Annotated in this window: 13 protein-coding genes; 4 read left to right on the top strand and 9 right to left on the bottom strand. The window is 69.6% G+C overall.

From position 1 onward, the window contains the following. Positions 1-1,253 (bottom strand): phosphoenolpyruvate synthase (gene ppsA, locus QZV97_RS18850; protein WP_295646299.1); only part of this gene is annotated, 1,253 nt, incomplete at its 3' end. A 193-nt stretch (positions 1,254-1,446) separates the two neighbouring features. Here ppsA and QZV97_RS18845 point away from each other — a divergent pair. Continuing rightward, a complete protein-coding gene (locus tag QZV97_RS18845; RefSeq protein ID WP_295646296.1) occupies positions 1,447-2,265 on the top strand; it encodes a pyruvate, water dikinase regulatory protein in 819 nt (272 codons plus the stop codon). On the opposite strand, the gene QZV97_RS18840 is transcribed toward QZV97_RS18845, so the two are convergent. The 7 genes from QZV97_RS18840 to QZV97_RS18810 are packed head-to-tail and all read right to left on the bottom strand — an operon-like array spanning position 2,259 to position 9,320. After that, positions 2,259-3,464: an MFS transporter gene (locus QZV97_RS18840; RefSeq protein WP_295646293.1), complete on the bottom strand. Its 1,206-nt coding sequence runs from the start codon at positions 3,462-3,464 to the stop codon at positions 2,259-2,261. The two genes, QZV97_RS18845 and QZV97_RS18840, sit on opposite strands and share 7 nt — an antisense overlap. Beyond that, a complete protein-coding gene (gene rmuC, locus QZV97_RS18835) occupies positions 3,461-4,837 on the bottom strand; it encodes a DNA recombination protein RmuC (protein ID WP_295646283.1) in 1,377 nt (458 codons plus the stop codon). The genes QZV97_RS18840 and rmuC overlap by 4 nt, the downstream gene beginning before the upstream one ends. Positions 4,838-4,847: 10 nt before the next feature. Continuing rightward, complete coding sequence (locus QZV97_RS18830) at positions 4,848-5,843, bottom strand: D-glycerate dehydrogenase (protein ID WP_295646276.1); 996 nt, start codon at positions 5,841-5,843, stop codon at positions 4,848-4,850. Between the two features lie 7 nt (positions 5,844-5,850). Then, positions 5,851-7,248 carry a sodium:proton antiporter gene (locus tag QZV97_RS18825; RefSeq protein WP_295646269.1) on the bottom strand — a complete coding sequence of 466 codons (1,398 nt, stop codon included), beginning with the start codon at positions 7,246-7,248 and terminating at the stop codon, positions 5,851-5,853. A gap of 5 nt (positions 7,249-7,253) precedes the next feature. Beyond that, positions 7,254-7,949 carry a nitroreductase gene (locus tag QZV97_RS18820; RefSeq protein ID WP_295646266.1) on the bottom strand — a complete coding sequence of 232 codons (696 nt, stop codon included), beginning with the start codon at positions 7,947-7,949 and terminating at the stop codon, positions 7,254-7,256. After that, positions 7,946-8,377: a thioesterase family protein gene (locus tag QZV97_RS18815; protein ID WP_295646264.1), complete on the bottom strand. Its 432-nt coding sequence runs from the start codon at positions 8,375-8,377 to the stop codon at positions 7,946-7,948. The genes QZV97_RS18820 and QZV97_RS18815 overlap by 4 nt, the downstream gene beginning before the upstream one ends. After that, positions 8,349-9,320, bottom strand: a complete 972-nt coding sequence (locus QZV97_RS18810) for a histone deacetylase (protein ID WP_295646262.1) — start codon at positions 9,318-9,320, stop codon at positions 8,349-8,351. Before QZV97_RS18810 ends, QZV97_RS18815 begins: the two co-directional genes overlap by 29 nt. A 170-nt stretch (positions 9,321-9,490) precedes the next feature. On the opposite strand from QZV97_RS18810, the gene phaP reads away from it, so the two are divergent. Beyond that, entirely contained in the window at positions 9,491-10,036 is a 546-nt protein-coding gene (gene phaP / locus QZV97_RS18805; protein ID WP_295646259.1) for a TIGR01841 family phasin, read from the top strand. Positions 10,037-10,207: 171 nt separating this feature from the next. Here phaP and QZV97_RS18800 read toward each other — a convergent pair whose 3' ends face one another. Next, a complete protein-coding gene (locus QZV97_RS18800) occupies positions 10,208-11,146 on the bottom strand; it encodes a patatin-like phospholipase family protein (protein WP_295646256.1) in 939 nt (312 codons plus the stop codon). A 135-nt stretch (positions 11,147-11,281) separates the two neighbouring features. Between QZV97_RS18800 and QZV97_RS18795 the strand changes: the two genes are divergently transcribed. Both QZV97_RS18795 and QZV97_RS18790 read left to right on the top strand, forming a co-directional pair. After that, positions 11,282-12,049 (top strand): sulfite exporter TauE/SafE family protein, encoded by a 768-nt coding sequence (locus QZV97_RS18795; RefSeq protein ID WP_295646253.1) that lies wholly within the window; start codon positions 11,282-11,284, stop codon positions 12,047-12,049. Positions 12,050-12,059: 10 nt separating this feature from the next. Next, a partial coding sequence (locus QZV97_RS18790) for a nitrite/sulfite reductase (protein ID WP_295646251.1) occupies positions 12,060-13,467 on the top strand: 1,408 nt, incomplete at its 3' end.

The following is a 13,467-nucleotide window of genomic DNA, read 5'->3' as shown; positions in this document are numbered from 1 at the left end:
GTGACGATGGCGCTGGCGCGCTTCATCACCGGCTCCCAGTTCGGGTCGGTCATGTCGGTGACCAGCACATCGCCGGGCTGCACCTGGTCCATCTCCGCCAGGCTGTGGACGATGCGGACCGGGCCGGTGCCGATCTTCTGGCCGATCGCGCGGCCCTCGGCGATCACCGTGCCCTGGCCCTTGAGCTTGTAGCGCTGCTCGACCTTGCCCTCGGCCTGGCTCTTCACGGTCTCGGGACGGGCCTGCAGGATGTAGAGCTGGCCATCGCCGCCGTCGCGGCCCCATTCGATGTCCATCGGCCGGCCGTAGTGCTGCTCGATGATCAGCGCGTACCGGGCGAGTTCGGCCACGTCGGTGTCGGACAGCGAGTAGCGGTTGCGCTGTTCGGTCGCCGTGTCGACGGTCTTCACCAGCTTGCCGGTGGCGGCCTTCTCGTCGGCCGACGAGAACACCATCTTGATCAGCTTGCTGCCCAGGTTGCGGCGGATCACCGCCTGCTTGCCGGCCCGCAGTGCCGGCTTGTGGACGTAGAACTCGTCCGGGTTCACGGCGCCCTGCACCACGGTCTCGCCGAGGCCGTAGCTGGAGGTGATGAACACCACGTCCTTGAAGCCGCTCTCGGTGTCGATCGTGAACATCACGCCGGCTGCGCCGAGGTCGGAGCGCACCATGCGCTGCACGCCGGCCGACAGCGCCACGTCGGCATGCGCGAAGCCCTTGTGCACGCGGTAGCTGATCGCGCGGTCGTTGTAGAGGCTGGCGAAGACCTCCTTCATCTTGTGCAGCACGTCGTCGATGCCGACGACGTTGAGAAAGGTCTCCTGCTGGCCGGCGAAGCTGGCATCGGGCAGGTCCTCGGCCGTGGCCGACGAGCGCACCGCGAACGAGGCCCCAGGGCTGCCGGCAGTCAGTCGCGCGAACTCGACCCGGATCGCCTCGGCGAGGTCGGCCGGAAAGGGTTGCGCCTCGACCCAGCCGCGGATCTGCGCCCCGGCCTCGGCCAGCGCACGCACGTCGTCGGTGTCCAGCGTGGACAGCCGGTCGTTGATGCGGGCCTCGAGGCCGCCGTGCTTCAGGAACTGCCGGAAGGCATGCGCCGTGGTGGCGAAGCCGCCGGGGACCCGCACCCCCGAGGCGGCCAACTGGCTGATCATCTCGCCGAGGCTGGCATTCTTGCCGCCGACCGCCTCGACGTCGGTCATTCTCAGATGTTCAAACGGTACGACCAGGGCGGTCGCGCTGAAGGTGGCCATGGTGGGGAAGCTCCGTGATGTGATGAAACCGGGGCGCCCTTCCACTGCCAGCCGGCCACGCTCGCGCTCTTTGTCGTCTTGTCGATCGGCGCGGGGCTCATGGCTGGGGGTGGGTGCGAATTTGCTTTAGATTGTACGGGTCACGCTTTCGTCATCCTCCCCCCAGAACCGTGCCTCGCGGCACCTGCAGGCCATGCCCAATCGCTCGGTCTTCTTCGTCTCCGACGGCACCGGCATCACCGCCGAGACCTTCGGCAACTCCATCCTCAACCAGTTCGCGGCCCGTCCGCGGCACGTGCGCCGGCCCTTCATCGACACGGCCGACAAGGCCCACCAGGTGGTGCGCGAGATCGACGCGACCGCCGAGCGTGAAGGCAAGCGCCCGATCGTCTTCATCACGCTGATCGACCCCGAGGTGCGCGACATCGTGACCGCCTCGCGCGCGCTGGTGCTGGACATGTTCCAGACCTTCGTCGAGCCGCTCGAGGCCGAGTTCGGCATCAAGTCCAACCATCGCGTCGGCCGCTTCGACGACGTCGCCAAGAGCCAGGAGTACACCGACCGCATCGAGGCGATCAACTTCTCGCTGGCCCACGACGACGGCCAGTCGTCCAAGAACCTGGCGCTGGCCGACGTGGTGCTGGTCGGGGTCAGCCGCTCCGGCAAGACGCCGACCTCGCTCTACCTCGCGATGCAGCACGGCATCAAGGCCGCCAACTACCCGCTGATCCCCGAGGACTTCGAGCGCGGCCACCTGCCGTCGGCCCTGCTGCCGCACAAGAAGAAGTGCTTCGGCCTGACCATCGCGCCGGAGCGCCTGGCGGAGATCCGCCACGAGCGCCGTCCGCACAGCAAGTACGCGGCGCTGGAGAACTGCCGCTACGAGGTCGCTGCCGCCGAGTCGATGATGGGCCGCGAGGGCATCGCCTGGCTGAGCTCGACGCACAAGTCGATCGAGGAGATCGCGACCACGATCCTGCGCGACATCCGTCCGGACCGCCTGATCTACTGAGCCCCCTCCCCGGCACGCAGGCCGCGCGCCGGCCAGCTGCCGGCTCCGACTGCGGCGCCCATCACCCAGAACAGCGACGCTGCGCCCAGGCTCGCACCCAGCACGCCGAAGCCCAGGGGCATCACGGTGCTGGAGATGTTGATCGTCATCGAGCGCAGCGCGATCGCCTGGCCGTGCTGGGCTTCGGGCGTGATCTGGTGCAGCGTCGACATGATCATCGGCTGCACCGCGCCGAGCGCCAGGCCCAGCACCGTGGCGCAGATCGCCATCAGCCCCGCCGTTCCGGCCAGCGGGTACAGCGCGAACACCGCGGCCGTCAGCAGCATCGCGCCCGACAGCACCTGGGCCTCCCTCAGCCGATGCGCCAGCATCGGGATCAGCACGCGCACGCCGGCCACCGACAGCGCGAACACGCCGAGGATCAGGCCGATGGCCGAGGCGCTGAGGCCGCGCTCGTGCCCGAGCACCGGCACGGCGAAGCTGTGCACGTCCCAGCTGGTCGACAGCAGCCAGTTGACCAGCAGCAGGCGACGCATGGCCGGCGTGCGCAGCATCTGCCACGCGGCCCGGGTCGTCGCGCCGCGCGGCCGCGACGCATCGGCCATGGCCTCCACCGGCACGCGGCGTGCCCACAAGGTGGCGCCCAGCGGCAGGACGGCCAGGGCCGCGAAGGCGGCGCCGAAACCCGCCGCGTCGATCAGCAGGCCCGCCAGCACCGGGCCGGCCACATTGCTGAGTGCCGGCGCCAACCCCAGCCAGCTGAAGACGCGCTTCAGGTCGGTCGGGTCACGGGCCAGGCGGCCCGCGGTGCGCTGGATCGCGATCAGGCCGAAATTCGCGCCGGCGCCGGACAACACGGCAGCCAGGCACAGCCCGCCGTAGCGCCAGCCGCCGCTCAGCAGCGCCGCGAGCGCCGCCAGCGCCCCGCCCAGCAGGGTCAGCGCCACGGCCACGCGCACCGGGCGGTGATAGCCATGCCGGTCGGCCATCCGGCCAGCCGCCAGCGCGAGCGCGATCGGCGCCGCCGCGAACAGCGCCAGCAGCAGACCGACCGCGAGCGGGCTGTGCCCGTCGCGCAGGGCCTGCAGGGGCGCAGCCATGCGCGCGCCGGCCATCGCCGAATGCAGGCAGATCTGGCCGCCGATCAGCGGCAGCAGCGCGCCGGCCGAGGAAACGGTGGCCCCGGTCTCGCGGCTCATCCGCGGTCGGCGTCCTCGTCGGGCTCGGCCAGGCTGCCCGGCAGCAGGGCCTGCACCCGGCCCTCGTCCAGCGACTCGACCGACTTGAGCTTGCGCTGCATCACGTTCGTGCGCGTCTGCGCGGCGTCGATGGTGTCGCTGGCCTCCTGCAGCTTCTTCTTCGTCTTGACCAGCACGTCGCCGAACTTGCCGAACTCGACCTTGACGGCGCCCAGCACGTCCCAGACCTCGGCGCTGCGCTTCTCGAGCGCCAGGGTGCGAAAGCCCATCTGCAGGCTGGTCAGCGTGGCGAGCAGCGTGGTCGGGCCGGCCAGCGTGACGCGGTGCTCGCGCTGCAGCGCCTCGGCCAGGCCCGGACGGCGCAGCGCCTCGGCGTACAGGCCTTCGGTCGGCACGAAGAGGATGCCGAACTCCGTGGTGTGCGGCGCGGCGATGTACTTCTCGCGGATGGTCCTGGCTTCCAGGCGCAGCCGCTGCTCGATCGCCTTGCCCGCGGCCTCGGCGCCGGCGGCGTCGGCGCGCTCCTGGGCATCCAGCAACCGCTCGTAGTCCTCGCGCGGGAACTTGGCGTCGACCGGCAGCCACAGAGGCGGCGCATCGCTCCCGGCGCCCCGGCCGGGGAACTTGATCGCGAACTCGACGCGCGCGCCACTGCCGGGCACGGTCTCGACGTTGACGCCGTACTGCTCGGGCGTGAAGACCTGCTCGATCAGGCCGGCCAGTTGCACCTCGCCGAACACGCCGCGCGTCTTGACGTTGGTCAGCACGCGGTTGAGCGAGCCGACGTCGCGCGCCAGCGTCTGCATCTCGCCCAGGCCGCGGTGCACCTGCTCCAGCCGGTCGGCGACCTGCTTGAAGCTCTCGCCCAGGCGTTGCTCCAGCGTCGCGTGCAGCTTCTCGTCGACGGTGGTGCGCATCTGCTCGAGCTTCTTCTCGTTGGCCTCGGCCAGCGACGCGAGCTTCTGCTCGACCGTGACGCGCACCTCACCGAGCCGGCGCTCGTTGGCCTCGGACAGCGCGCGCAGCTGATCGGTCAGCGCGTCGCCGAAGCGCTTGAGCGCGGCATCCTGCGCTTCGCGGCCCGCCATCGAGGCCTGCGCCAGCGACTGCTGCAGCCCGCCCAGCTGGACGCGGAAGGAGTCGATCTGCTCGTTCTGCGTGCGCGCCACGTCGCCCTGCTGCGTCAGCAGGGTCTGCTGCAGGCTGCCGAGCGTGATGCCGAGCTCCTGGCGCGTTCCGGCCGCGCTGCGCGACAGCTCGTCGCGCAGTTCGCGCTCCAGGCGCTGCAGCGGCGCGTCGCTCGCCGGGCGCAGCAGCAACAGCAGGATCAGCGCCAGCAGCACCAGCGCGGCGATCGGCATCCAGTCGGCCATCTGCCCTGCCTCAGCGCGCCGCCAGGGCCTCGGCGTTGACCGGCGTCGGCGGCCGGCCGGCCCGCGATCCGCAGCCCAGCGCGGCGATCAGGTTGTCAGCGGCCAGGTCGGCCATCGCGCGGCGCGTGCGCACCGACGAGCTGGCGATGTGCGGCGTCAGCACGACGTTCGGCACCTCCAGCAGCGCCGGGTCCACCCGCGGCTCGCCCTCGAACACGTCGAGGCCGGCCGCTGCGATGCGCCGCTCCTTCAGCGCGGCTGCCAGCGCGGCATCGTCGACCACACCGCCGCGCGCGATGTTGGTCAGCGTGGCGGTCGGCTTCATCTGCGCCAGCTCGGCCGCACCGATGGCGTGGTGCGAGGCCGGCGAGTACGGCACGACCAGCACCAGGTGATCGGCCTCGCGCAGCAGCGTCGCCTTGTCGACGTAGCGGGCGTGCACCGCCGCCTCCTTGTCGGCCGGCAGGCGCGTGCGGTTGTGATAGATCACGCCCATGCCGAAGCCGAGCGCGCCGCGGCGCGCGATCGCCTGGCCGATGCGGCCCATGCCCAGGATGCCGAGCGTCGTGCCGTGCACGTCGGGACTCATGAACTGGTCGTAGTGCCACTTGAGCCACTCGCCGCGACGCAGGTAGCGCTCGGACTCCGCCATGCGCCGGGCCGCGGCCATCATCAGCGCGAAGCCGAAGTCGGCCGTCGTCTCGGTCAGCACGTCGGGCGTGTTGGTGACGACGATGCCGCGCGCGGTGCAGGCGGCGACGTCGATGTTGTTGTAGCCGACGGCCATGTTGCAGACCGCCTCGAGTCCGGGGCAGGCGGCCAGCACCTCGGCATCGATGCGCTCGCTGCCGGTGGCGAACACGCCGGCCTTGCCCTGCAGCCGTTCGATCAGTTGCGACTTGCTCCAGACCGTGTCGTCGCGGTTGGACTCGACTTCGAAATGCGCGCGCAGGGCCTCCAGGACCTCCGGAAACACCGCGCGCGCCACCAGCACCTTCTTCATCATCGATCCTTCAGCGCAGGAAGATCAGCGTGACCAGCACGAACAGCGGGATCAGGATCGCGCAGCTCCAGGCCATGTAGCCGAAGAAGCTCGGCATGCGGATGCCGCGGCTGTCGGCGATCGCCTTGACCATCAGGTTGGGTGCGTTGCCGATGTAGCTGTTGGCACCCATGAACACCGAACCGGCCGAGATCGCCACCAGCACCGGCGCCAGGGTCGTCATCAGCACCTGCGGGTCGCCGCCGGCGAGGTTGAAGAACACCAGGTAGGTCGGTGCGTTGTCGAGGAAGCTCGACAGGATGCCGGTGGCCCAGAAGTACATCGCCGGGATCGGCTGGCCATCGGCACCCGTCACCAGGCCGACGACCGGCGCGAAGGCGCCCTGCGAGCCGGCCTTCAGCATCGCCAGCACCGGAGCGATGGTGAGGAAGATGCCGGCGAAGAGCTTGGCGACCTCGAGCATCGGCTCCCAGCTGTACTGGTTGCGCCCGTGCACACCGGGTGGCGTGATCTTCCAGGACACCACCGCCACCGCGATCAGGGCCGCATCGCGCACCAGTTGCGGCAGGCCGACCGGCGTTCCGAACACATCGAACTCGATACCGGGCTTCCAGGTTCCGCTCATCAGCACCAGGCCGACGATCACCAGCAGCAGGCCGAGGTTGACCTTGCCCTCGATGCCGAAGGTCGCCGAGTCCGGCGTCGGGTCGAAGCGCTGGACGCCTTCCTTGCGGTAGTAGTGCCTGTCGATGACATAGAAGATCGCCAGCAGCGCGATCACCAGGAACAGCGTCTCCGGGAAGATGTGCTGGGCGGTCCAGAAGAAGCTCACGCCCTTGAGGAAGCCCAGGAACAGCGGCGGGTCGCCCAGCGGCGTCAGCGAACCGCCGACGTTGGAGACGATGAAGATGAAGAACACCACCACGTGGGCGACGTGCTTGCGATTGTCGTTGGCGCTGATCAGCGGGCGGATCAGCAACATCGACGCGCCCGTCGTTCCCATCAGGCTGGCCAGCACCGCCCCGATCGCCATCAGCCCGCAGTTGAAGCCCGGGCTGCCGTGGAAGTTGCCGCGAATGTGGATGCCACCGGCCACGGTGAACAGCGCGGTCAGCAGGATGATGAAGGGGATGTACTCGGCCAGCGCCGCATGCACGAAGGCGGTCCCCGCAGCAGCCGGCCCGTACAGGGCCGCGAAGGGCAGCATGAACGCGGCCGCCCAGGCGAGCGCGACCTTGCCGTAGTGGTGGTGCCAGAACGTCGGCGCCAGCAGCGGCATCAGCGCGATCGACAGCAGGACGCCCGCGAAGGGCACGGCCCACAGGGCGCCCAGTGCGGCACCGTCGATCTCGGCGGCCGAGGCGGCGAGCGGCAGGCTCGCCGCGAGCAGGGCGATGAATCGGCGCATGGCGCTCACTCGAGGAAGCGCACGAAGCCGGCCACCGGTTCGCGCTCGGTGACCAGGCGGTTCTCGACCGCGGCCGGGTCCGCCTGACCCAGGGCCATGCCGCAGACCAGCATCTCGGTGTCCGGCAACTGCAGCTCGCGGGCGATCACGCGGTGGAAGGGCGTGAACGCGGCCTGCGGGCAGGTGTCCAGGCCGCGGCCGCGCGCCGCCACCATCACGTTCTGCAGGAACATGCCGTAGTCGAGCCAGCTGCCCTGCTCCAGCACGCGGTCGATCGTGAAGATCAGGCCGACCGGCGCGTCGAAGAACACGTAGTTGCGGCCGTGCTGCGCATGCATGCGGGCCTTGTCGGTCTTGCCGATCCCGAGCAGGCCGTACAGGTCCCAGCCGATCTTGCGGCGACGGTCGATGTAGGGCGCCACCCAGTCGCGCGGGTAGTAGGCGTACTCCTCCTGGTGCCGCGCCATCTCGGCCGGATCGTTGTGGACGCTGGTGATCGCGTCGCACAGACGCTTGAGGGCCGCGCCGGTGAGCACCGTCACCTTCCAGGGCTGGATGTTGGTCCCCGAGGGTGCGCGCGCCGCGACCTGGAGGATCTCCTCGACCGTCGCGCGCGGCACCGGCGTGGGCAGGAAGGCCCGCACCGACCGGCGCGAGGTGATGGCCGCGTCGACGGCGGTGGTGGCTTCGGCAGGTGTCACTTGAGTCGGTCCAGGGCGTTGAGGAGATTCTGAGGAAGAGCCGTCGGCCGCTGGGTGCGGCGATCGACATAGACATGGACGAAGTGGCCGCGCGCCGCGGTCGGCCCGGTGCTGGCGGCGAACAGGCCGATCTCGTAACGCACGCTCGAGCTGCCGACGTGGGCCACGCGCAGGCCGGCCTCGATGACCTGCGGAAACGCCACCGGCTCGAAGTAGTTGCAGTGCGTCTCGACCACCAGCCCGATCACGCTGCCCTGGTGGATGTCGAGTGCGCCGGACTCGATCAGGTAGCCGTTGACGGCCGTGTCGAACAGGCTGTAGTAGACGACGTTGTTGACGTGGCCGTAGATATCGTTGTCCATCCAGCGCGTAGGCAGCGCGGAGAAGACTCGATAGGCTTCACGCGGCTCGGGCTGGGGACGGCTCATGCGGCTTATTGTTCCATTGCTTCCACAGGTCCCAGCTCGCCAGCGCCGCGCGGAAGGTCCCGAGCTGGACGCCGACCGTGTCCTCGATGTCGCGCCCGTAGCCGCCGCCCATGGCCAGCGCCACCGGGATGCGGCGTTCGCGCAGCGCCTGCAGCACGCGGCGATCGCGTTCGGCCAGACCTTCGAAGCTGAGCTTCAGCCGCCCGAGGCGATCGCCCTCGTGCGGATCGGCACCCGCCAGGTAGAAGGCCAGGCCGGGCTCGCCCTCGGCGTGCCGGTCCCAGAGTGCGTCGAGCGCACGGTCCAGGGCGGCGAGATAGTCGTCGTCGCGGCAACCGTCGGGCAGGTCGACATCGAGGTCGCTCGGCTCCTTGCGGAACGGAAAATTGCGTGCACCGTGCATCGACAGCGTGAACACCGTCGGATCGTCGCGGAAGATCGAGGCCGTGCCGTTGCCCTGATGCACGTCGAGATCGATGACGACCACGCGCAGCAGGCAGCGGTGCCGGCGGTGCCACTCCGCCTGCATCAGTCGGGCGCCCACGGCGATGTCGTTGAAGACACAGTAGCCGGAGCCGCGGTCGGCGTAGGCGTGATGGGTGCCCCCGGCCAGGTTGGCGGCCACGCCCTCGACCAGCGCCGACCGGGCCGCGGCGATCGTCGCACCGACCGACCGCAGCGAGCGCTCGACCATGCGCGGCGACCAGGGAAAGCCGATCTCGCGCTGGCTGGCGGCACTGAGACTGCCGCTGACCACCGCGTCGACCCAGGCCGGGCTGTGAGCCAGCGCCAGTTCGCCCTCGGTCGCCGCCGGTGCCTCGATCAGACGCAGGCCCGGCAGCCCGGCGGCCAGCCGCTCGTGCAGCAGGCGGTACTTGCCCATCGGGAAGCGATGGCCCGCCGGCAGCGGCAGGACGAAGTGATCGCTGTAGTAGGCCTGCATGGCGGCGCGATTGTGTCGCAGCGAGGACCGTCACTAGGGCCACGGGTCTAAATTGCGGCGGCGCAGCAAAAAGAGCTTGCACTGGGGAAAACCCCCGATATACTTCCTTCCATGCTGCAGTGCACCAATCGTTGCAGCTCACCCGCCCTGCAATCACTGGAGACCTGAACATGATGACCGCTGAACAACTGCTCGCCGCCCACAAGGCCAACCTCGAAACCCTGTTCGGTCTGACGAACAAGGCCTTCGAAGGCGTCGAGAAGCTCGTCGAGCTGAACCTGCAAGTCGCGAAGTCGGGCCTCGGCGAAGTCGCCGAGCACGCCAAGGCCACGCTGTCGGTCAAGGACGCGCAAGAGCTGCTGGCCCTGCAAGCCGGCCTGCTGCAGCCGGCCGCCGAGAAGGCCGCCGCCTACAGCCGCCACCTCTACGACATCGCTTCCGGCACCAACGCCGAAGTGAGCAAGATCGCCGAGAGCAAGCTGGCCGAGACCCAGAAGAGCTTCATGGCCGCCGTCGACTCGGCCGTCAAGAACGCGCCGGCCGGCACCGAGAACGCCGTGGCCCTGGTCAAGTCGGCGGTTGCCGCTGCCAACAACGCGCTCGAGAGCGTGACCAAGGCCGCCAAGCAAGCCCAGGACGTGGCCGAAGCCAACTTCCAGGCGATCAACACGACCGCGGTCAAGGCCTCGCAGGCCGCGACCAAGAGCCGTCGTTGATTCACCTGCTCTTGAACTTGTGAGACTACCCGCCATCTGAGTGTGACCACCGGCCCGCTGGTGGTCTCCTGAAAGGTTGTCTCCTCGGTACCTTCGCGAACTGGGTTCCAGGTACCTTCCGGCCCGAGCTTGTCTCGGGCCGTTTTTATTGGGGCCGGCGTTCCCCGCCTTTCAGTGGCTCTTGGCCGCGATGCGGGCGCGCAGGTCGGCCAGCACCGTGAGCGCCGCTTCGCGACCGGCCAGCACCGACAGCCGCCGGGCGCCGAAGTCGGCCCCCGACACGCCCTGCAGCTTGGGCCGCATCACGATGTCGGCCTCGCGCAGCTGGTACTGGCCCAGGCTGCGACCCATGATCGCGAAGGTCTGCAGCAGCATCTTGAAGGCGTCGCCGGTGGGCTGGTCTTCCGGCGACGCCGAGATGTCGACCGCGATGACCAGCTCGGCGCCCATCTGACGGGCGAACTGCACCGGCACCGGCGCCACCAGGCCACCATCGACGTACTCGCGGCTGCCGATCTTCACCGGCTGGAAGACCGCCGGCACCGCGCTCGATGCCCGCACCGCCACGCCGGGGTCGCCACGCTGGAAGAGGATGGGCTGCCCGCTCGCCAGGTCGGTGGCGACGATGCCGAGCGGGACCTTCATCGTCTCGATGGAGCGGCCCTCGGTGTGCTCGCGCACGTACTTCGCCAGCCCCTCGCCGCGCAACAGGCCACGGCCGGGGTAGGTCCAGTCGGTGAGCGCGGTCTCGTCCATGCTTTCGGCCAGCGAGCCGAGCTCGACGCCGCTCTTGCCCGACGCCCACATCGCGGCGACCAGGCTGCCCGCCGAGGTGCCGACCACGAGATCGGGCCGGATGCCCTGCTCCTCCAGCACCTGGATCACGCCGATGTGCGCAAAGCCGCGGGCGGCGCCGCCGCCCAGCGCCAGACCGATGCGCGGCGGCCGCGGTGGCGGCTTGGCCACGGGCGGCGGCTCCGGCGTCGGCGCGGCCGTCGTCGGACTGGGCCGGGGCGCGGTGCCGCAGGCCGTCAGCAGGCCGGCAGCGGCGACCGACCCCAGGGTCAGGAAGGCGCGCCGACGGACAGCCAGGACAGGATCGAAGTGCATGCCTTCCATTCTAGGAAGCGGCCTTCTCGCCTTATGCCGGTCGGCCATAAGCAATCGACTTATCTGTTCTTCGCATGCGCTTGCTCGGTCCGTAGAGTTCGGCCTCCGCGAGAATTTTCGCGATGCAGCAAACCCATGGACCTCATAGCAGTGCTGATCGGCTTCGGCGTCGGCGCCATCGTCGGGATGACCGGCGTCGGCGGCGGCTCGCTGATGACGCCGCTGATGATGGGCGTGTTCGGCTTGCCGCCCGCGGTCGCCATCGGCACGGACCTGTGGTTCGCGGGCCTGACCAAGATCTCCGGGTCGATCGCGCACTGGCGCCACAAGCACATCGACAACGCCATCCTCTGGCAGCTGCTGGCCGGCAGCATTCCGGCGTCGCTGGCGACGATCGCGCTGATGCACGCGACGGGCGTCACCAAGGCCTGGGGCAGCGCGTTGACGCTGGCGCTGGGCATTGCACTGCTGCTGACCGCCATCGTGGTGTTCTTCCGCCCGGCCTGGCAGGCCGTCGGCCTGCGCCTGGAGCGCTGGATCCCCGCCGAGCGCAAGCTGCCCTGGACCATCGCCTCCGGCGTGCTGCTGGGCGTGCTGGTCTCGCTGAGCTCGATCGGCGCCGGCGCGATCGGCGCGACGCTGATCCTGCTGTTGCATCCGCGGCTCGACGCCCGCAAGCTGGTCGGCACCGACATCGCGCACGCCGTGCCGCTGACGCTGGTGGCCGGCGTCGGCCACGCCACGCTGGGTCATGTCAACTGGCCGATGCTGGCCACGCTGCTGATCGGCTCCATCCCCGGCATCTGGATCGGCGCCCAGCTGACGCGCCGCATGCCCGAGCGCCTGGTGCGCGCGCTGCTGTGCGCGGCGCTGCTGGGTGCCGGCCTCAAGGTCATCCATTGAACCGCTGACGATGTACCAGTACACCGATTTCGACCGACGCTTCGTGCAGCAGCGCGCCGCGCAGTACCGCGACCAGCTCACCCGCAACCTGGCCGGCGCGCTGAGCGACGACGATTTCCGCCCGCTGCGTCTGCAGAACGGCTGGTACATCCAGCGCCATGCGCCGATGCTGCGAGTCGCCGTGCCCTACGGTGAACTGAGCAGCCGCCAACTGCGCGCGCTGGCCCGCATCGCGCGCGAGTTCGACCGCGGTTACGGCCACTTCACCACGCGCCAGAACCTGCAGTACAACTGGATTCCGCTGGTGCGCAGCGCCGATGTGATGGAGCGCCTCGCCGAGGTCGACATGCACGGCATCCAGACCAGCGGCAACTGCATCCGCAACATCACCAGCGACGCGCTGGCCGGCGTGGCGCCCGACGAGACCGTCGACCCGCGGCCCTACTGCGAGATCCTGCGCCAGTGGAGCACGCTGCACCCCGAGTTCGCCTTCCTGCCGCGCAAGTTCAAGATCGCCGTCACCGGCGCGACCGAAGACCGCGCGGCCATCGCCTGGCACGACATCGGCCTGCAGCTGCACCGCGACGCTGCCGGCGAGGTGGGCTTTCGCGTGCTGGTCGGTGGCGGCATGGGGCGCACGCCGGTCAACGGCGTGGTGATCCGGGACTTCCTGCCCTGGGACCAGATCCTCGTCTTCATCGAAGCGATCGTGCGCGTCTACAACCGCTACGGCCGGCGCGACAACATGTACAAGGCGCGCATCAAGATCCTGGTCAAGGCGGAAGGCCAGAAGTTCATCGACGCCGTCGAGAAGGAATACCAGGACATCCTGACCCTCGACACCGACGGTGACGCCCAGGTCATCCCGCAGGCCGAACTGGACCGCGTGTCGGCCTGCTTCGTGCTGCCGCCAGGCGTGGCGCCGCGCGCCGCCGTCACTGACGGCGTGCCCGCGGACGCGCCGCCGGCCTACCGCAAGTGGCTCGAGCGCAATGTCCACGGTCACAAGCTCGCCGGCTACAAGGCGGTAACGCTGTCGCTCAAGCGCGCCGGCCAGGCGCCGGGCGACGCCACCGATGCGCAGATGGATCTGGCCGCCGAGCTGGCCGACCGCTACAGCCACGGCGAGCTGCGCGTCACGCACGACCAGAACCTGCTGCTGCCCTGGGTGCGCGAGGAAGACCTGCACACGCTGTGGCAGGAAGCCAAGGCAGCGAGCTTCGCCACGCCCAACATCGGCCTGCTGACGGACATGATCGCCTGCCCCGGTGGTGACTTCTGCGGCCTGGCCAATGCACGCTCGATCCCGGTCGCGGCCGAGCTGAACGAGCGCTTCGACGACATCGCGCTGCTCGACGACGTGGGCGACATCGACCTGCACATCAGCGGCTGCATCAACTCCTGCGGCCACCACCACA

This window comes from uncultured Methylibium sp. (assembly GCF_902826655.1).
Lineage (GTDB): Bacteria > Pseudomonadota > Gammaproteobacteria > Burkholderiales > Burkholderiaceae_C > Methylibium.
This window is presented reverse-complemented; position numbering and strand designations above follow the sequence as displayed.

Coding starts and splice junctions, on each gene's coding strand:
- QZV97_RS18815 (WP_295646264.1), bottom strand. CDS start 8,377: ATGAGCCGTCCCCAGCCCGAGCCGCGTGAAGCCTATCGAGTCTTCTCC.
- QZV97_RS18810 (WP_295646262.1), bottom strand. CDS start 9,320: ATGCAGGCCTACTACAGCGATCACTTCGTCCTGCCGCTGCCGGCGGGC.
- QZV97_RS18800 (WP_295646256.1), bottom strand. CDS start 11,146: ATGCACTTCGATCCTGTCCTGGCTGTCCGTCGGCGCGCCTTCCTGACC.
- phaP (WP_295646259.1), top strand. CDS start 9,491: ATGATGACCGCTGAACAACTGCTCGCCGCCCACAAGGCCAACCTCGAA.
- QZV97_RS18845 (WP_295646296.1), top strand. CDS start 1,447: ATGCCCAATCGCTCGGTCTTCTTCGTCTCCGACGGCACCGGCATCACC.
- QZV97_RS18825 (WP_295646269.1), bottom strand. CDS start 7,248: ATGCGCCGATTCATCGCCCTGCTCGCGGCGAGCCTGCCGCTCGCCGCC.
- QZV97_RS18795 (WP_295646253.1), top strand. CDS start 11,282: ATGGACCTCATAGCAGTGCTGATCGGCTTCGGCGTCGGCGCCATCGTC.
- QZV97_RS18830 (WP_295646276.1), bottom strand. CDS start 5,843: ATGATGAAGAAGGTGCTGGTGGCGCGCGCGGTGTTTCCGGAGGTCCTG.
- rmuC (WP_295646283.1), bottom strand. CDS start 4,837: ATGGCCGACTGGATGCCGATCGCCGCGCTGGTGCTGCTGGCGCTGATC.
- QZV97_RS18840 (WP_295646293.1), bottom strand. CDS start 3,464: ATGAGCCGCGAGACCGGGGCCACCGTTTCCTCGGCCGGCGCGCTGCTG.